Below are 20,168 nucleotides of genomic sequence, written 5' to 3' on the forward strand. Positions count from 1 at the left end.
GGTTAGTAATAGTTAGTTAATCTGTAAAAATTATTTCAATACAAACTGCTTCGTCTGATTGCCTATCTGGATTTTAAAAGTTCCTTTTTCCGAAATCCATTTTAAGTCGTTATTGACAAACTGCAAATCTTTTTGGTTTAAAGTAAAGTGAACCGTTTTTGTTTCGTTTGGGGCAAGATCTATTTTCTCGAAACGTTTTAAGGCTTTTACTTCGGGCGTAATACTGGCGTATAAATCGCTTAGATAAAGTAAAACAGCTTCTTTTCCGGCCAGTTTTCCTGTATTTTTAACATCAACACTTACCGTAATTTCTTCATTAGAATTAATTTCGTTTTTATCGAATTGAAAATTTGAATACGTAAAAGTGGTATATGATAAACCTGTTCCAAATTCAAATTGAGGCTGATAACTTCTTTGGTATTTTGCGTCGTCATTCTGCTCATTATCGGCCAGACTTTCTGTATATTTTCGATTGTATTTTTCTAATGAATTTGGATATCTCGGGTAGTTATAAGGCAATCTTCCGCTTGGATTTACATCGCCGTACAAAATATCCGCCAAAGCCCTTCCTCCTTCATTTCCGGGTAAATAACATTGAACAATGGCATCCATTTTGTCCTCAAAATCACTAATTAATCGAGGTCTTCCTTCATTTAAAACTAAAATAATAGGCTTGTTTAGTTTAGATAATGCCAGTGCTAATTTGATCTGCGAAGCACTGATATACAAATTGGTAATATCGCCTGGTGTTTCGGTATAATTCTTTTCGCCTAAACACAAAACAATCTTCGAAGCGTCTTTTGCCAATGCAATGGCTTTGTTGATTTCGTCTTCGTTTTCTAAAGCCAAATCAGCACCTTTTGTATACAGGATATTTTCTTTTCCTGCTTTTTGCTGCAACGCTTCGAGAATAGTGAATTTGTCTGCTGCAATTTCATCTGTTTTTTCTCCCTGCCAAGTGTACGTCCATCCTCCGTTTAACGAAATCATACTATTTGCCGTTGGGCCGGTTACGAGAATTTTTTCGTTTTTGCTTAAAGGCAGAATTGCATTTTTGTTCTTTAGCAAAGTGATCGATTCTGCAGCTGCATTATAGGCTTCTTTTATAAATTCTGAAGAACCAAATTTTGGATATTGCTTTGCATCGGCAATTGTATTTTCGAACAAATTCAATTCGATTTTCAGTTTTAGAATTCGGCTTACGGCATCGTCAATACGTGACATTGGAATTTCGCCTTTGTTTACCAGGTCTAACAAATCATTGCAAAACGAATAATCTTCGGGAACCATACTCATATCTACGCCTGCCAAAACAGCCATTTTTACCGCTTCTCTATTGGTTTCGGCTACTTTATGGCGCGTATGCAGGTAAATGATATCTTTCCAGTCGGTTACGACAACACCCTGAAAACCTAGTTCTTTTTTTAGAACATCTGTAATCAGATATTTACTGGCGTGAACCGGCGTTCCGTTTATTTCTCCTGAACTAATCATGACACTTTTTGCGCCCGCTTTAATGGCTGCTTCATAAATAGGAAGATCAAACTGTCTTAAAACTCTTTCGGGAATAATGCTTGGCGTTCTGTCTTTTCCTGTGGTTGTGCTTCCGTAACCAATAAAATGTTTCATGCAGGAAGCCACTTGGTATTTTGAACCAATGTTTCCACCTTCAAAACCGTTTACCATTGCTTCACCCATTTTAGCAGACAAGTACACATCTTCTCCAAAAGATTCCCAAATTCTTGACCACGCCGGGTTTCTCGGCAAATCTAAATCTGGAGAAAACACCCACGGAATCGAAGAAGCTCTTGTTTCATAAGCCGAGATTTCAGCTCCTTTTTTAACGATTTCCGGATTAAAAGTAGCTGCCATACCAATTTGCTGCGGAAACAAGGTCGCTCCCTGCGTATAACTTGCGCCATGTATGGCATCAATACCATATAATACCGGAATTTTAAGCCCTGTTTTATTATTTGCCGTTTGAATGGCTGTCATAATATCCTGCCATCCTTTTACTGTTGGTGCATACGGGAATGGTGTATTTAATACTGAACCAATATGATATTTCTGGATTCCTTCATTCAATTTTGTTGTATTAAAACCCGGCTTTCCTTTGTCTTCAAAAGTCCCTAAAGTAATCTGAGTCATCTGTCCGATTTTTTCCTCAAGAGTCATTTTCGACAAAAGCCCGGCTATTTTTTTATCTGCCGCATTTTTCTCCACGCTCTTTTGCGCTGTGACAGCAGTACAGTAAAAAGTAAGCAGCAGTATTGTAATTGTTTTTTTCATTTGATCTTTTTTTAGAGAGGATTAGAAGCAAGAGGCAAGAGAAAAGACTTTATAACTGTTTTGCTTATTTTCTTGGCAATCTTGCTTCTAACTTCTTGCATCTATTCCCTCTATATTTATTTTAATCCGTCTAAAAATCCTTGGTAAGCCGGTTTCTTGTTATAATCAGCATCTAATAGCAATGGATATTCTTTTGAATGCCAGAAGCTTGTCAGCCACGTATATTTATCGGTTACACCCCAGGTTGAAATGGCAAATTTTTGATTTTGAGGCAGTTCTTCATACATTGCGGTAATGTATTTATAGGTTTCGGATTGTTTTCGCTGTTCAGCATCATTAAAGACATACGAATCTGATTTTCCTGTATTTACTTTAATGTCCAATTCTGAAATATGAATTAACAATCCCGTTGAAGCCAGATCTGTAAAACCCGTTTTCATGGTTTGTCGATTGGTGTCGGTAGCGTAATGAAACTGATCTCCCAAACCATCAATTGGTACTCCATTGGCTTTGAATCTTGTTACCATTTTTTTGATAGCGGCTCTTTTTCCTGCATCAATTACAACGCTGTAATCATTGTAGAATAATTTGGCATCAGGATCGGCTGCTTTTGCGTATTTAAAACACCTTCCGTAAAATCCAATCGGATCTTTAAAAAGCGGATTTATTACGGCTTCATTTCTTAAAGCTCCGCCATCTGCAAAAACCTCGTTTACCACATCCCAGCTTTTTACTTTCCCTTTGTAATGTCCTACAACATCGGTAATATAAATTTTGACTTTGGCTTCGAATGCAATAGAATCGTATTTGGCATTTTTAAACCATTCCGGAAATGAATCATACCAAACCAAGGTATGTCCGTGAATTTCCAGATTATTGTCTTTTGCAAAGCTGGCCAGATAATCGCCCGCAGTATAATTGTAAGTTGTGGCCGAAGTCCAGATGCTGGCCATTTTCATTTCGTATTCGGCAGTAATCTGGCTGTAATGTTTCAGCACTGCATTTTTATAATTGACTTCTCCCTGTAAATCTTTCATTTTAACAGCTGCACCAATTTTGAACTTTGCTTTTTCTTTTAAAGTCTGAGTTACAGGATTCGGATTAACCGGAGTTTCATCATCTACGTTAATAAAAACTGTTTTTTCGTCGTTGCTGCAAGAAGCAAACAACAAAACGGTTAATAGACCTAAAATATATTGTTTCTTTATCATCGTGTTATTTTTTATTTGATCTGGAAACCAAAACTGAATCTGATTTCCAAATCTATTGTTACTAACAAAAACTTGATTCTAATTAATTATAGCCCACATTAAATCCTGCCGGTTTTCCCATTAAATCAATCTGAGTTTGCGGAATTGGCATATTGACCATTATTGGTGTCATTTTTAAAGGCACTTCTCCGGCACTCGTTCCTGATGGACTTGAACGGAAATATAAATTTTGTCTTTCTACCAAAAGTCCTAATCGTTTTAGCAGAAACCATCTGTTGTTTTCGAAAGCCAATTCTCTTGCCGATTCGTCTAAATAATTATTTAATGTCCAGGCTGTTAAATCAAAAGTTGTTACAACACTTTCCGGATTTCCGGTGTATCCTCTTCTTCTCACTTTATTTAAATAGGCAAGCGCTTTTGTATCGTTCCCCAAATTATGATATGCCTCAGATGCTAGTAAATAAGTTTCGGCTAGTCTGTAATACATATAATCTTTGTAACTGTTGGATGTCATAGGCAGTTTTTCTGTATCGTGGTATTTTTTTAAACTCCAGTGCCAGGCTCTGTAATTTCCGTTTGGAGCGGCAATTGCAGGATTGGTAATAGGCTGGCCAAATTTTGGGTTACCCGGAACATTGATTTTATAGTCCTGATAATTATCCGAATAATAATAGGTTTTAAACCTCAAATCGTTGGCCTGATCGTAAAGTGATTTCAAATAATTGTTGGGATAAAACCATCCTAAAGACTGGCCTCCATAAGCCACATCCTGAATTAGTTCGCTTGCATTAAGCTCATACGTTCTTTGTGTAAAAACACTTCCAAGCCAAAAACCTCCGCCACCTGCCAAATCATCACTTGGTCCTAATAGAAAATCTCTTTGATAGGTAAAAAGTGATTCTTTATGGTTGGCATTTTGTCCCCAAACCTCAGCCAATGGTACTAAACCGTGAGTTCCGTCATTGATAATGGCATCAAATTGTGCTGCTGCTCCTGCCCAATCTTGTTGCCATAAAGCGCTTTTACCGCGAATGTGTCTTGCAACACCTTGTCCGTAACGTCCTGCATCTACCTTAAACGGAAGATTAGCAATAGCATAATCAAGATCGCCATCTATTAATTTGTAAACATCAGCATCGCTGGCTACTTTGTATTCTACTACATCATTAATGTTTTCGGGTGTTGTTGGAATAGTATCAATTAAAATCCCCCCGTACATTTGTTTTAAATCCAGATACAATTCGCCTCTTATAACACGTGCCTGTGCCACCAATCTTTTCTTCGCATTTTGATCCATATTAATCGATCTTGCCGAAGTTATTATGGCGGAACATCTGTCGATAATTTTATATCCCTGAATCCATTTTGATCCTGTAAAAGATTGCGGATTATGGCCTGTTCCGTAAGGTGTATTCCAGGTTCTGTGCAATCCTAAATCGGTGGCAACCATAAAAAATACATTGGCCCATAAATCGTTATTATCTCCGGATGGCGAATTATAATACCTCATCTGGTTGTAAAGTGCATTTACTCCAACTTCTAATCCTGCCGGAGAAGTGTAGATATAATCTACAGAAATCTGATCTTTTACGTTTTCTTCCAGAAACTCCTCGCACGAAGTCAATCCTAAAGAAAGTCCGAATATCAAAACAAATAGAAAATTTATATTTTTCATGATCTTGTTATTTTTATTTTATTGATGTCTTAAATGTGTTGTTAGAAACCTACTTGTAAGCCTATAACACAAGTAACAGGTTCAGGATATTCGTTTATCTCTTTTTCAGGACTATACGACTGATAATCTGTAATGGTAATTAAATTACTTCCTGTTACATAAAGTCTCATATTGGTTAAGCCCAATGATTTAAGTGTGTTTTCAGGAAATTTAAACCCAAGTGATACGTTTTGTAAACGTATATAAGAGGCATCCTGTAATCCTAAAGTGTTGATATATGGCGGATCGTTTCCGTCTCTTGGTCTCGGCCAGTTTCCACCAGGATTTTCCGGTGTCCAGTAATCTTGTTTAATACCGTTTTTTACTCCACGTAAAGAACCTCCTTTTACATAATCGTATAAAAATAAATTGTCTCTGGTAACGCCCTGAACAGTATAAATATCTGCCGAGAAATCGAAACGTTTGTATTCTAAACTCACTGAAAAAGTTCCGAACCAATCTGGCAGTTTTGAAGTAATCACTCTATCCTGATCCGGATTTGGATTTGCCCCGTTTGACGGATCTGCATCGTATAATTTTATATCTCCCGGATACAGAGTTGTTCCTGTAACAATTGGAATATTTTCGCCTTGCTGATAAATTCCAACAGCTTTATATCTATAATAAACATCGATTGGTTTCCCGATGAACCATAGATTTCCCACAGAATCGTCTTCTTTTCCGTCTCCGTTGGCATCTTTGCCATAAATGCTTACGATGCTGTTTTTATTTTTGGTGAAAGTTGCGCCAACATTCAGTCTAAAATCTTGTTTTTTGATCAAATCTCCATTCAAAGTAATCTCTAAACCTTTGTTATTTACTTTTCCAAGATTGGACAATTTGGTTGTATATCCAGTATTTGCATTTAAAGTTTCATAGATCAATAAGTCTGAAGTATCTGTATTATAAACCTCAACTGTTCCTGTTAATCTGTTTTTGAATAAACCAAAATCAGCGGCAAGGTTTAACTGTGTTGAAGTTTCCCAGCGCAAATCCGGATTAGACAATTGAGAACCCGGAACGTAACCTGATACTTTTATTCCGTTTATAATATAATCTCTCTGGTCTGCCACTGCCATACTTTGGTACGGATCTTTAGGCTGATTTCCAACTTTACCATAACTGGCTCTTAATTTTAAATTGCTCAATACAGGAACGTGTTCTTTCATAAAATTTTCGTTCGAAACATTCCATGCTGCATTTACAGCAGGAAAAAATCCCCATTTATTGTTTTTACCAAATACTGATGATCCATCGGCTCTGCCCGAAACGGTAAAATAATATCTGTTGTCAAAATCATATTCCAATTTTCCGGCAAATGAAATAAGAGAGCGTTCGTTACCGCCAATTTCCGGCGTATTCAGGAAAGCACTTTCCAGACCATAAATCCCTAAAATATCACTCGGAATTCTGTTTGAGGAATTTTTAAATTCATTATATTCTGAGGATGTTATTTCGTAAACTCCTGTTGCGCTAAAATGATTTTTTTCGGCCAGGTTAAAGTTGTAATTCAAAATATTACTAAACTGATATTCTACATTATCCTTAAAAAGAATACTGCCGCTTCCTTGTCCTGAATTTGCAATTCCTGAAAGTGATCTCGAAGAATTAAAATTCATTGCTTTGTAATTCCACGATCTTCTGCTGGCATTTAATTTATAGGTGAAACCTTTTAAAATGTTGATATCCAGAAACACATTCATAATGTCATTTCTGTTTAACTCATTTGTATTGGTTTCATAAATATCAATAAGCGGATTTGGTGTTTCCTGAATTCCTCCCGGAAGATGACGGAACGAACCATCGTCATTGTAAATTTTACCCAGCGGTGAAGTATTAATGGCATTATTTAAAATGTTCCCCACATTAGGACGATTTGACTCAGAAAACTGAAGCGAAAGATTCATTCCCACTTTAAGCCAGTCTGTAATTCTTTGGTCAACATTAATTCTCATAGCCACTTTTTCGAAGTCGGTATTGGGTACAACACCCGAAGTATTAATGTAATTTAAACTCGTAAAAATGCTGGTTTTATCAGTTCCCGATGAAACGCTCAAACTATGGTTGTTCGTAACTCCGGTTCTTAAAGCGTATTTTTCCCAATCGATATATTTTCCGGATTGAACCGATTCTAATTCAAGCGGAGAAAAAACCTGATTGTCCGGTCTGTAAACGCCATTGTTACTTGTTCTATAGGCTTCTCTTTTTAGCTGGGCAAACTCTTCGCCGCTATAGATATCGAAATTTCTATTAATTGTCTGTACTCCGGAGAAACCATTATATGCAATTTTTGCTTTTCCTGTTTTTCCTCTTTTAGTCGTAATTAAAATAACCCCATTTGATGCTCTTGCCCCATAAATAGATTGCGCGGCGGCATCTTTTAAAATTTCTAAAGAAGCAATATCATTAGCATTAATATCATTGATGTTTCCTATTACGATACCATCAGCAATTACGATAGGTTCGTTGCTTCCGTTGATGGATTTTTTTCCTCTAATTTGTATTGTTGAAGAATTTCCGGGTCCGCCATCAGCCAATGATACCTGAACCCCTGCTGCTTTACCTCTTAACATTTCGGCCACATCAGAAGTGGCAACTTTAGTCATGTCACCCGGTTTTACTGATGCCACAGAACTGATTACGTCGCTTTTCTTTTTTGTACCGTAACCTACTACTATAATTTCGTCTAGTGCCTGAGAGCTCGCTTTCATCACTACTTTTAGATTCTTTTTATTTTCAGTTTCTACTGAAACCTCATCCATCCCAATAAAAGAGAAAACTAATACACTCTTAGTGGCAACATTGATACTAAAATTTCCGTCAAAATCTGTCTGAACTCCTTTTGATGTTCCTTTTGCAAGCACATTTACGCCTGGCAAGGGTAAGCCCTGACTATCGACTACTTTTCCTGTGATTGAAGTTTCCTGTGCATTCGTTGTGGTCGAAAGAATACACATAAACAGCAGTAAAATTAGTTTTAGATAATTTCCTCCAAGAAAAAACATCTTGTCATGTTTGTTTTTTTTCATAAGTTATTTTTTTGGTTAGTTAGTTTAAAAATCAGTCATGATTTCATTGCAAATGTGACCAATAAATGACATTTTTAGGGGAGGAAGATATTCGTTTTTAGGGGGATTAATGTGCTTATTTGCAGTTTAAGGCTTTAAAAAAACGGTATTCGTAATAAAAAACTTAAATTTTTAAAATTCGATTAATTTTCATGTTTTAAATTTAGTTTAACCGCAAAGCACGCAAAGAATAAAAAAGCAAAGTCCGCAAAGCTTAAATTAAACTTTGCGGACTTTGCGTAAATCTTAGCGAACCTTGCGGTTAAACCTTAGCGGTTAATTTTTCGACCCTTTATATTCAGTAGGCGATAAATTATAAAACCTTTTAAATTCTTTACTGAAATGTTTTCGATCGTTAAAACCTACCATATTGGTAACTTCTGATACTGAATAGCTGGTGTTCATTAATAAATTGGCGGCTTTTTTTAATCGCATGTTTTTTATAAAACCGGCTACGGATTGATTGGTAAGGGCTTGTACTTTTTTGTAAAGTACGGTTCTGCTCATTCCTATTTCACGAACTAAATCATTGACATCAAAATCTGTATTATCGATGTTGGCTTCGATGATCTGGGTTAGTTTTTTTACAAATAAACCTTCGGGCGTGTTTACATTTTCGTCCTCAGCATCTGTAACAAATCCTTCTCCGTATTTCTGACGCATTATTTCTTTTGCCGATAATAAATTTGCTATTGTCAGTTTTAATTCTTCAATACTAAAAGGTTTTGAAATATAGGCATCTGCCCCTGTTGAAAGTCCTTCAATTCTGTTTAAAGTTGATGATTTCGCCGTAAGCAGAATAACCGGAATATGATTGGTATTGAGGTTTGTTTTTAGAATTTTACACAGCTCAAAACCGTCCATTTCCGGCATCATAACATCGGTTACGATAAGGTCCGGAATTTCTTTTTCCATATATTCGAGCGCCTTTATTCCGTCTGTAAATTTCAGGACTTTATAATCGCTGTATAAAATATCATAGACAAAAGACAATACTTCTTCGTTGTCTTCAATAACCAAAATGGTCTTTTTGTTGCTGTTTTCCGGTTCTTCAATATATTCCGCCTCATACGTTTCAATTTCGGTTTTTACATCCGAGATTGGACTTGCATTTTCTTCTATCTTAATGGCATTTTCAACAATCTGCGACTTTTTAAAATGATCTTTTCCTTTCTTTAAAGTAATAGTAAATATGGTGTTGAAATTGGCATCGGCTTCTGTTTGTACTTTAATTTCTCCATGATGCAATTCTACAATACTTTTGCTTAAAGCAAGACCAATACCGCTTCCCAAATTCGCGCTTCCGCGATCGCCTAATTGGAAAAAGTTTTTGAAGATTTTCTTCTTTCTATTTTCAGGAATTCCAATTCCGTTGTCTTTTACTTTTATTTCTATGGAATCTGAATCTTCTTTTTGTTCTACGGCCAAAGTGATTCGGCCGTTTTTACTGGTAAATTTAAAGGCGTTCGAAAGCAGATTATAAATCACTTTTTCCATCTGATTTTTATCAAAATAAATCAAAGCGGTATTGATGTTGAGAACGAATTTGTAATCGATTTTTTTCTCGACAGCAAATCCGCGGAAAGATTCGTAAATATCAAAACAGAAAGAAACAATATCCTGCTGTTCGCAATAAATTTTCATGCTTCCTTTTTCGGCTTTTCTAAAATCCATTAATTCATTGACCAATTTTAATAAGCGGTCAGAATTGTTTTTGATGACCTTGAGTTTGTGTTCGAGATTCGAATTCTTTTCGGCACTATTTAAAAGTTCCTCAACCGGACCGCTTATCAGCGTTAACGGTGTTCTGATTTCATGCGAAACATTGGTAAAAAAATCCAGTTTCATTTTGTACAATTCCTCTTGTCTTTCTTTTTCGACTTGTTCCAGATAAAAAGCTTGTTTTAATAATTCACGATTTCTTAAAAATCTAAATAATAAAACGGATCCGGCAAGTAATAATCCGAAATAGAAAATATACGCCCACCATGTTTTCCACCAGGGCGGTAACATGATTATTTTTAAGGTTTTAATGGCTGGATTCCATTTTCCTCCTCCATCTGCCGTTTTAATTTTTAAGAGATATGTTCCCGAATTTAAATTGGTAAGATTGATATAATGCTGTGAACCAATGGTATGCCAATCGTCTTTATTAAAGGAACTTTCTAGTTTATAGGCATATTCGTTTTTTTCGGGAGAAACAAAGTTCATTGCACTGAATTCCAATCCAATATATCCCTGATCGTGATGCAGGGTAATTTCCTGAGTTTCGCTTATATCTTCTTTTAGTTCCACTTCTTTACTTCCGGGTCTGATTTCTTCATTGTTCACGATCAGCTTCGTTAAAACAATCTCTGCATTATCCGGAGATTTTATGAGTTTGGACGGATTAAAAACAATCAATCCGTTTGAAGATCCGAAGATCAATTGGTTATCATTTAATTTTAAACTGCTGTTGTTCGAGAACTGTTTTACTTTTAAACCGTCTTTTACGGAATAAGAAGTAATTTCAAAATCAGAAATAGCGGGAGTTGTTCTCAATTTCTTTGTTCTGATTTTATACAGCAAATTATTATCGCTGATCCAGATATTTCCCTCTGCATCTTCTGAAATGCTTTTTATGGTTTCATCTGTAAAACCCAGCGCGCGGTTGATTTCGAAAAAATGCCCTGCTTTTTCATTCAACAAATTGATTCCACCGCTTTCAGAACCTACCCAAAATCTTTTCTTGGAATCAGTAAACATAACTGTAAGGCTGTTATTGGGTAATCCGCTGACTTTTCCTGATTTATAGATTTTGGTAACTTTTTTAAGTTTTTTATCAAAAAAGTTCAAACCGTATTGTGTGGCGATCCACAAACCATTTTCGCGATTTGCGATATCTGTAATAAAATTATCGCTGAGCGCGTTTGAAGTTCCATCGGCCATATAACTTTCTATGGTTCCGTCCGGAAGTATTTTTTTTAATCCATTTCCGTTTGTTCCTACCCATAAATCATTATTATCGAGTAACAAAGAAGTTATCGGTCGGTTACGTTCTTTGGGGTTTGGAGAAAGCGGAATTTTGCTAAAGGTTTTGCTATTTTTATTAAACTTAAATAATCCGTTGAAAGTTCCGCAAAACAAACTTTCCTGATTCTGATTTACTAAAGCCGTAATCATATTCACACTTTTATCAAAATCATTGGTATCGATTAAATACGAAGAATTTTTGTTGTTTCTGAAATCCAGAAAATTCAAACCGCCGCCGTTTGTTCCTACCCAGACAGCATTGTTGCTTTCTTTTGAAACGACATTTATCAAGGCACTGTTTAATCCGAAATTAGGTTTTATAACCTCTCTTACATTTGCAAAATTGGTATTGGTTTTCTGGAAAAAGTTCACACCTCCGCCATTGGTTCCAATCCAGATATCATCGTGACGGTCTTTTAGAAAACATTTTACATCATCGTCAGACAAGCTATAACTTGTAAGCGGATTGTGCTGGTATTTTGTAAACTCATTTTTGTCTTTTTTATAAATGCATAATCCATTTTTTGTGGCAAACCAAATCGTATTGGCATCTACAGCCACAATATCATTGACCCAATTTGATGATAAACTTTTCTTATTGCCGGAATTCTGAAGATAATTTTTTACGGAATTTGCGGCTGCATTATAATGAAAAACTCCGTTTGCTTCGGTCGCAAACCATAAATCACCATTTTCTTCTTTTATTATTTTCCAAATCTTAGAATGGATCAAAGCTTCATTTTCTTTTAAAGCTTTAGGAAATTCTTTTTTTGAACAATTTTTAGGATCGAAACATTCCAGTCCTTTTGCTGTGCCCACTAAAATACCGTAATTGCGATCGTAAAAGAGTGATAAAACCCTGCTTTTTCTAAAAGGGGAATTATGATCGTTTGAAATTTCTTCTAATAAATACTGCTTTTTATTTAAGCGTTTGACGCCTCCAAATGTCCCAATCCAGATTCGGTTTTGGTCGTCCTGAATTATAGATGAAATGTAGTTCCTACCGCCTTTTACTTTTTGAACATCGACTCTTAAAAAATCACGTTCTCTTTTATTAAAAAGGTTCAGACCGTTATTGGTTCCTACCCAAAGCTGCTTTTCGTTATCTTCTAAAACAACATTAATATGGTTGTTGCTTATGGTATTTAAAATGTCTTTATTGTAAGCATATCTTAAAAAACTGTAGCCATCGTAACTAATTAATCCGTTTGCAGTTCCTATCCAGATAAATCCTTTTTTGGTTTGGTGAATACTCGAAATCATGCTCTGCGAAAAACTCACATCGTAATCGATATGATCAAAATACAAATCTGATCCCTGAGCACTACTGTGAAAAGGAATTGAAAGAAATAATACAAGACTTAAAATACAGCTTTTAATGTTCTTCATAAATTGATTTACTTACATATCAATGATTAATTAATGCGATTGGTTTATTTGCTCTAAACTTAGAAAAAAATAAACCAAACGCACTGCAAGATAAATCTAATACAAAAAAAGAGATGTCGCTATTTTTTCTTTTTATGGGGTGTATTTGTACTTATTATAGAAATGTTTTATAAATAACAAACCCCTAAACTAATCATTTAAAAGCTTTTAGATTTCATCACTAAGAATCATCAATTTCACATCATCGTATTTATACGAATGCTTGCTTTTATAAGTGCCAATGCTGAAATTTTTGAAATATGAATATCTTTTGGCTGATGATGCGAATTCTGACTTAACAATTTCACAAAATCCGCCCCTTGATCTGATTTCTGAACATACTTTACTGTAATGTATTCTTCCCACTCATTTAGTTTTACACTTAAAAGATACATCTCACCAAAGAAGATATTTTCGAATTCAGTTTCCTTATATAAGACAATATCACCAAATTTTAAGAGAGGATACATACTATCGCCCGTTACAGAAATTGCTCCATCACATTTTGGCAAATTGGGAATTTTTATAGTATCCAAAACTCTTTGCGGTTTTCCGCTGTTAAATAATTCTCGTAAAACCGCCACAGTTTCTAAATCATATAGAGGTATTTCGTGGCTCACATGCAGTGAATCGATTGTTTTCGTTCATTATTCATAATTACAATGCTAGTATATGAGCGCAGTCTTTCCCATTCTGAGAAAAACCATACAATAATTATTTACACTCCCATCTCTAAAAAATAAAGGTGTTCAACTATCGAACACCTCGATTAATTTTTTCAGAACATTTTTTAATTAAAAAACATTAATCTTTGAAGAATATATATTCAAAAGAAAATAATATTATTGATTAGAAAAAAAATCGAAAAACCTATTAAATAAAAAGGTTTCAAGGCTTTTTACCGAGTCTGTCAATAAACATTAATATGGGAATTAGGTGTTCCATTGTAATCCCATCAAGTCTACAAAAAAGCCTGTAAACTCAATGCTTACAGGCTTTTTGTTTTTCGGTTGATATTTTCATTGTTAACGATTCAATTGATTAACACATTATAAAAACAAGCACAAAAAACAAATCTATCCTATCTATTTTTATTTTTGATTAAACTGGCATTATATGAATTCGTGCTTCAAAACTATGCAGGATAACTTTATATATTTTGCAAATCCAGATGATTTTGTAGTTGTGTTAATTTCGCAAATACAAATAAAAAAAACGAGTTAAGTATTCTTAACCCGTTTTTGCTTTAACATTCTTTTGAATAGTATGAAGCCATTAATTTATTTTTCAAATTCAATATGAGGAAAATAAAAAAGATCTAAATTTTACTTTCATCATCAACAGCATCCTGCCATTTATCCCAGACTTTAACCCCGGCATTGTAGCCATCATAACCAAAGTTCTGACTTAACTGACCTTTGATATTAGGCTCGATAGCGAGTCTATACGGAATTGGCCAGTAATTATTACGTTTATCCATAGTATAAAACTTTACACCCGGTTTAATAGCAATACCAGCCGGATATTTGTTGTAAAGGGTATAATGCACAATACGCTGATACCAATAGCTACCTCCTGTTGCATCTGTTCCGGATTGCTTATCCCAATTGGCTATACTGTAAGTATGTCCCCATTCATCTGGTTTTCCGCTAAGAGCCAGACAGTGCGAAATACGTTTTAATTCCACATTTCTCCATTCTTCCAGATAAAGCTCTCTTCCTCTTTCGGCACAAATATCACCAATAGTTACTGTGGCATACATTTTTGATGCTTTAGCTCTTGCTCTTACAACATTTACATCCTGAGCTGCTCCAGCAGTGTTACCTTGATAAAAACGCGCTTCTGCACGTAATAGATACGTTTCAGCCAAACGATATATGTACAAATGCGCACTAGCTCCTGCTGTAGCTCCCTGAAAATCATTTGCTGCCGGAGTAGATTCAGCTACCACGTCGTGCATAAATATTTTATAATGCGGAAAATCATACCAGTCACGAATAGAATCTTGAGCTAACAGTTTGCCGGTTGCATCTCTCATTCTAAAATTTTGTCCAGCCCATGTCGCGCTACCACCTGCCCCGGGAGCATATTTAAGATCTTCCATATTCACCCAGTTACCAACGGTACTGTTATGTCTCAAATCCACCTTATCTTCGACACCGTTTACTACCCACATAGGATGTTGCGAATAATAAGAACCGCTAATCGTACCAATACCACGTCCTATTGCTCTTTGATAATCATATTTTGCATTATAATTTGTTTTATCCGTCAATGGGAAACGCGGCGCTGCTGTTTTACCATCAGGCGTAATTAAATTAGCATCGTTCCAGTTAGGTCCAAAAATTCTCATCGAATTAAATACTAAAAAGGACTGTGCTCCTCCATTTGGCGCAACCAAGATCGCTTCAGTATTCGAAGTAATTACTTTATTTTCAGGTCTGTGCAAATCCCAAATCACATTTCTGGTAATAGGCCATGCTGTAGGGTTTCCACCCGGATCAAAAATACCTAAAGAATTTTGTACCAAAGAGTAACCAGATTGATTAATCAAAATATTAGCTTGTGCTTCGGCATCAGCAAATCTGCCAGATGCTAAATAACACTTTATCAATAACTGACGACAGGCTCCTTTACTCACCATACCTATATAACCTATCTTTGATTGCTCTGGCACAAATTGTACGGCTTTCTCCATATCGGCAGTAATCATTTCTATAATGGCTTCCTTTTTTGTAGAATAATAACTCTGCTTTGGAACATCCAGAATTTTAGTAATCAATGGTATGTCTCCAAATTGATAAACCAAATTAAGATAACGGTATGCTCTATGAAAATAAGCTTGTCCGACATATTTATTTTTAACATCCTCAGATAACGTTTTTACATTACCAATATACGTTAGTACGGTATTAGCATTCTTAATACCTGTATAAGCTTCAGTCCAGAAAAAACCAAGGTAAGTCGCCTCGCCTACCTCTCTTTGAAAAGTTCCGGTAGGAACAACAGTAGCAGCATAATCAGCAATATTACTTCCCGTATCCGTTTTTCCATATTGTGCCATATCAGAGAAAAGATATTCTGTACCAATAGGCACACTAACACTTGCCCCATTAAAGTGAATATAATTATTACGCAGTTGTTTATCACATAGTGCCAAAGTTGCCTGTAGTCCGGCTTCGGTATTAAATGTAGCTTCAGGTTCATAAAACGAAAGTGGGTCTGCGTCGAGAAAATCTTTTGAACAAGAACCAGACAACACCGCCAATGCAATAAAAGGCACTAGTCTTGTAATTTTATTTGTTATATATCTTTTCATTGTTGAGTAATTATTAAAGTTGGAAATTAAAGCCTAAATTAAACTGTCGCGTTGCCAATCCTCCTGTTTCCGGATCTCCATAGTATTTCCATTCTTTAGAAGCCGACCATGTTGCTACGTTTTGAACTGAAGCATAAATTTTGATATTTTTAATATGTGCGCGGTCTAAAAGATCTCTAGGAAGAGTATAAGCTATCGAAATATTGTCCAGACGAATAAAACTGCGATCGTACAATTTTCCTGGTGCAACCGGAGTTCCGGCAGGCCCTTTAGCATCAAGACGTGCCCAATCATTGGTTGGATTGTCAAGTGTCCAATACGGATTTACATACGGATTGAAGTTGAATTTATACAAACTGGAATCGTTGAAATTATTCATATAATTTGAATCAAGTGATTTGTGTCCCATATAAGAATACATACTGATGCCTAAATCCCAATTTTTGTAAATCTTAAAATCATTGCGCAACGACCACTGCACAGGAGGACTTGAAGTTCCTAAAAACTGTTTGTCTTTTTCATTATAAACTGCTTTTTTATAAGGAACACCGTCTGCTCCTACTGCATCTACATCGTCTGCAGTATAGCTGTTTGCTACTTTTGGATCTCCCGGACGCTGCCCGTATTTTTGAGCTTCTTTCCATTCGTCTTTTTGCCAGATTCCATCTATTTTATAATCCCAAATTTGAGAGATTGGCTTGCCTATAAACCATCCATTAGCTGAATCGTCACCCTCTTTTTTGCCAATTACATTACCATTTTCATCTTTAATATCTACCATATTACCGTATAGTGAAATAATTTTATTTTCGTTATAAGATATTCCAAATGTAGTACGCCATTCAAAATTTGGTCTTTTCATATTAACAGTATTAATACTCAATTCAAAACCTTGATTTTGAACTTCTCCCAGATTGGTTGCAATAGATGAAAACCCTGTAAAACCAGGTAATGCCTGACTCATAATCATATCATGCGTATTCTTTCTGTAAACATCGACAGTAGCAGTAATACGATCCTGCAAAAAACCTAAATCAAGACCAATATTTGCTGAAATTGTTTTTTCCCATACTAAATTTGGATTTGCCATACGATCAAGTGATAAATACTTCAGCTCAAGCGCTTTTCCTGAAGGATCTAAATACCCCATTGTTCCGGTACTAAGCAGGTTTGCCAAAGAAATGTACGGATCATCAAGCGATCTGTTTCCGTTTTTACCCCATGACAAACGTAATTTACCTGTAGACATCACATCCCAATTAAACCAGTTTTCGTTTTTAAAGCTCCATGCTACTCCAAAAGAAGGGAAAGTAGCATAAGGATTTGAAGCTCCAAATGCCGAATATCCATCACGACGAACAGTTGCTGTTAGCATATAACGATTATCAAACGAATAGAAAAGTCTTGCCATCAAGCCATCTGCCGTTTCATGTGTGTCTTTTGATCTAAGTTTGCTATTTGCCATTGTTGCAGTTTCAACATTGTGAAACCCTAAAGCATCTGAAGGCTGAATATTATATGCATCCATCCCGTCTGACCAATAACGGCGTTCTTCTGCTTCCTGAACAAAAGTTACTATAAAATGGTGTTTTTCAGCAAATGTATAATCCCACGCTAATGTATTGTTCAGGTTATAATCAAAACTTGTAGAACTATTTCTATTTACCCCATTGGTAGCTGCAGGGAAATTTGGATTCTGTGTTGACTTGAAATAACGATCGTGCCAAAATTGATAACGAGGAGCAATATTAAAGCTATAAGTGATTCCTAAAGGCAAAGTAACCTTTGTATTAAAAATGGTATTCAATGTCGTAAATCCTGTCTCTTTCTCAATAAATTGACGTTCGTAGTAATAGTTATAATTCTGTCCCGAAACATTTTTACCCATTGGCTGTCTCTCATAGTTACCATCTGCATCTCTAAAGGTTCCAAATGGGCTGGTTCTCATCATATTATTAAACCCAGAACGAGTATCCAACGAAGGAGTAACATCTCCATCTGAACGATCCTGAAAATTAACGTTTGCCCCAAAATCAAGCCAACTAGTAATTTTGGCATCAATTTTCATATTAGAGCGAACTGATTTATAATCGTTACCTACAATAGCTCCTTCGGAATTCAAATAACCAAAAGACATATAGTAATTTACCTTGTCGCTTGCTCCGGAAACACTCAAATTATAATCGTGATTAATTCCTGTTCTAAAAGAGCTATTGCTCCAATCGTGTGTTTTATCTGCCAGAAAATTAGCCATTAACGAAGGATCGAAATTCAATCCTAAACGTGTTCCCCATACTTCTTTCGAACTTTTTCCTGTTGTTTGCGCAGCTGGTTGATAAGCCAGCCATTGGGCTTCAGTAATCCCCCATTTGCCTAAATCGTTAGGACTAGAAAAATAACCCGGCTTACCAGCAGCAACACTTCCTGCTATCCATGCTTCGTATTGCCCTGTTGCTGTATTAGGACCATAAGTTTGAGCAGTTTCCCAATCTTCACGATATTTTAAATACCCCTCTGGAGAATACACACCACGATAAGCACTTTTATTACTAATTGTAGTATTGGTTGTAAAACTAACAATAGGCTTACCTGCTTTACCTTTTTTGGTCGAAATAATAATAACCCCCGCTGCTGCTTTCGCCCCATATACAGATGCTGCCGATGCATCTTTTAAAATATCGATCTGTCCGATATCATCCGGATTAATTTCTGAAAGTTCACCATAAAATTGCATTCCGTCCAGAATAATAAGCGGTGAATTGTGCACACCCTCTTTTTTAGGATCATAAACAGAACCTTGTCCACGAATTTGCATTCTTCCTCCTCCTTTTGCAGAAGGATCATAACCTACATTTAATCCAGGAGTACCTCTCAATATATCCTGAACTGTCTGCGGATTCTGGTTTGCTAATCTATCAGGTGTCACCTGAACAATTGCTCCCGTCAAATCCTTTTTCTTCATTTTACCATACCCAACTACAACAACTTCGTCTAATGAAGCCGTAGCTCTTTGCATTTTTACATTAATCGAAGTTTGTCCCTTTAGAGCAACTTCTGTACTTACATAACCCAAATAAGAAACTACTAATACAGCATTCTCGTTCTCTACTTTTAAAGTAAATCTTCCGTCAAAATCTGTTAACGCAGCATTTTTACTTCCTTTTTCTAAAACTGTTACACCCGGAAGCGGCAAACCGTTTTCATCATTAACTTGCCCCTGAATATTTTTTTGCGGTTGTACATTTTGTGATTTTGTGGTACTCTTAGCACTAATAGCATAGCCGGAAACTTGAGATAAAGAAAATAATACACAGCATAGTATCATCTTCTTTTTCAAATTAAATCCAGATACTCCATTAGGACTTTTTTTAATCCTAATAAAATTTGTCATTTTGGTTTTGATTTTTGGTTATTAGTTAGTTTTTGAAAAACACTTTAACGTTGGTTTAATCGACAAGTGATTTTCGATGCAAAAATGATTAATAACGATTTTAATAGGGAGTAATAAAATACATTTTTGGGTATATTAAAGTCTATAACTTATATTATATCTATTTTTTTAAACGTTAAAAAAACATAACCTTAAAAAAAAGTACAATAAACAACATAATACACAAATAATTAAGAATACTAAATCAACTGCATTTTTCAAATTGATTTTAATAAAAAAAGCTCCGGATTACTCTGAAGCTTTGTTTCTAATGCCACTAAAAATATAATTTTAAAATTATTTTATCTCAGATCTAAAATAGAATATAGCAAATTAATAAACTTACCTACCTGATTTGGAATAATCAAAATATTGTTTTTTTTTTAGATTGATCTTTACTATGTATTGAAAGTGGTATATAATTAAATTCATTCATTTCAATATACAAGCGACATTCTACAAATAAAATCGAATGACGTTCTTCAGAATTGTGACAATACGACGCAATTAAAATTACTATTTATCAAAATGTTGTGAATATAAATAACTTTGAAACAGTACCACGAATATTGATCTCGAAAAACCAATTTAAAAAATTTAAGAACAACATAAATCTTTTATAAATAAAAACTGTTACGGCATTTTACCAAGCTTGTCTATAATATTAGTATAGCTATTACGTGTCGAATTGTGGCTC

The 20,168-nt window shown here is 35.4% G+C and carries 8 protein-coding genes; all 8 read right to left on the bottom strand.

The window, feature by feature from the left end; genetic code table 11:
- Positions 1-30: 30 nt before the first annotated feature.
- The 8 genes from ACQY44_RS01410 to ACQY44_RS01445 all read right to left on the bottom strand — a co-directional run bounded on the left by ACQY44_RS01410 (position 31) and on the right by ACQY44_RS01445 (position 19,432).
- Entirely contained in the window at positions 31-2,289 is a 2,259-nt protein-coding gene (locus tag ACQY44_RS01410) for a glycoside hydrolase family 3 N-terminal domain-containing protein (RefSeq protein ID WP_428228634.1), read from the bottom strand.
- 116 nt (positions 2,290-2,405) lie between these two features.
- Positions 2,406-3,500, bottom strand: coding sequence for an endo-1,4-beta-xylanase (locus ACQY44_RS01415; RefSeq protein ID WP_428228635.1), 1,095 nt, complete (start codon positions 3,498-3,500; stop codon positions 2,406-2,408).
- 82 nt (positions 3,501-3,582) lie between these two features.
- Positions 3,583-5,175, bottom strand: a complete 1,593-nt coding sequence (locus tag ACQY44_RS01420; RefSeq protein WP_428228636.1) for a RagB/SusD family nutrient uptake outer membrane protein — start codon at positions 5,173-5,175, stop codon at positions 3,583-3,585.
- A 41-nt stretch (positions 5,176-5,216) separates the two neighbouring features.
- Positions 5,217-8,243, bottom strand: coding sequence for a SusC/RagA family TonB-linked outer membrane protein (locus ACQY44_RS01425; RefSeq protein WP_428228637.1), 3,027 nt, complete (start codon positions 8,241-8,243; stop codon positions 5,217-5,219).
- A 315-nt stretch (positions 8,244-8,558) separates the two neighbouring features.
- Positions 8,559-12,683, bottom strand: a complete 4,125-nt coding sequence (locus ACQY44_RS01430; protein WP_428228638.1) for a hybrid sensor histidine kinase/response regulator transcription factor — start codon at positions 12,681-12,683, stop codon at positions 8,559-8,561.
- Between the two features lie 236 nt (positions 12,684-12,919).
- Positions 12,920-13,342: a S24 family peptidase gene (locus ACQY44_RS01435; RefSeq protein ID WP_428228639.1), complete on the bottom strand. Its 423-nt coding sequence runs from the start codon at positions 13,340-13,342 to the stop codon at positions 12,920-12,922.
- A gap of 698 nt (positions 13,343-14,040) precedes the next feature.
- On the bottom strand, positions 14,041-16,041 hold the full coding sequence (locus ACQY44_RS01440) for a RagB/SusD family nutrient uptake outer membrane protein (RefSeq protein WP_428228640.1): 2,001 nt from the start codon (positions 16,039-16,041) through the stop codon (positions 14,041-14,043).
- A 13-nt stretch (positions 16,042-16,054) separates the two neighbouring features.
- The gene (locus ACQY44_RS01445) at positions 16,055-19,432 is read right to left on the bottom strand and encodes a SusC/RagA family TonB-linked outer membrane protein (RefSeq protein ID WP_428228641.1); all 3,378 of its coding nucleotides are present in this window, start codon (positions 19,430-19,432) and stop codon (positions 16,055-16,057) included.
- Positions 19,433-20,168 lie beyond the last annotated feature (736 nt).

This window comes from Flavobacterium sp., assembly GCF_965277525.1.
In the GTDB taxonomy this organism is placed as follows: domain Bacteria; phylum Bacteroidota; class Bacteroidia; order Flavobacteriales; family Flavobacteriaceae; genus Flavobacterium.

Excerpts from the sequence above, each read along its gene's own strand:
- ACQY44_RS01420 (WP_428228636.1), bottom strand. The coding sequence starts at position 5,175 with ATGAAAAATATAAATTTTCTATTTGTTTTGATATTCGGACTTTCTTTA.
- ACQY44_RS01415 (WP_428228635.1), bottom strand. The coding sequence starts at position 3,500 with ATGATAAAGAAACAATATATTTTAGGTCTATTAACCGTTTTGTTGTTT.
- ACQY44_RS01445 (WP_428228641.1), bottom strand. The coding sequence starts at position 19,432 with ATGACAAATTTTATTAGGATTAAAAAAAGTCCTAATGGAGTATCTGGA.
- ACQY44_RS01425 (WP_428228637.1), bottom strand. The coding sequence starts at position 8,243 with ATGAAAAAAAACAAACATGACAAGATGTTTTTTCTTGGAGGAAATTAT.
- ACQY44_RS01430 (WP_428228638.1), bottom strand. The coding sequence starts at position 12,683 with ATGAAGAACATTAAAAGCTGTATTTTAAGTCTTGTATTATTTCTTTCA.
- ACQY44_RS01410 (WP_428228634.1), bottom strand. The coding sequence starts at position 2,289 with ATGAAAAAAACAATTACAATACTGCTGCTTACTTTTTACTGTACTGCT.
- ACQY44_RS01440 (WP_428228640.1), bottom strand. The coding sequence starts at position 16,041 with ATGAAAAGATATATAACAAATAAAATTACAAGACTAGTGCCTTTTATT.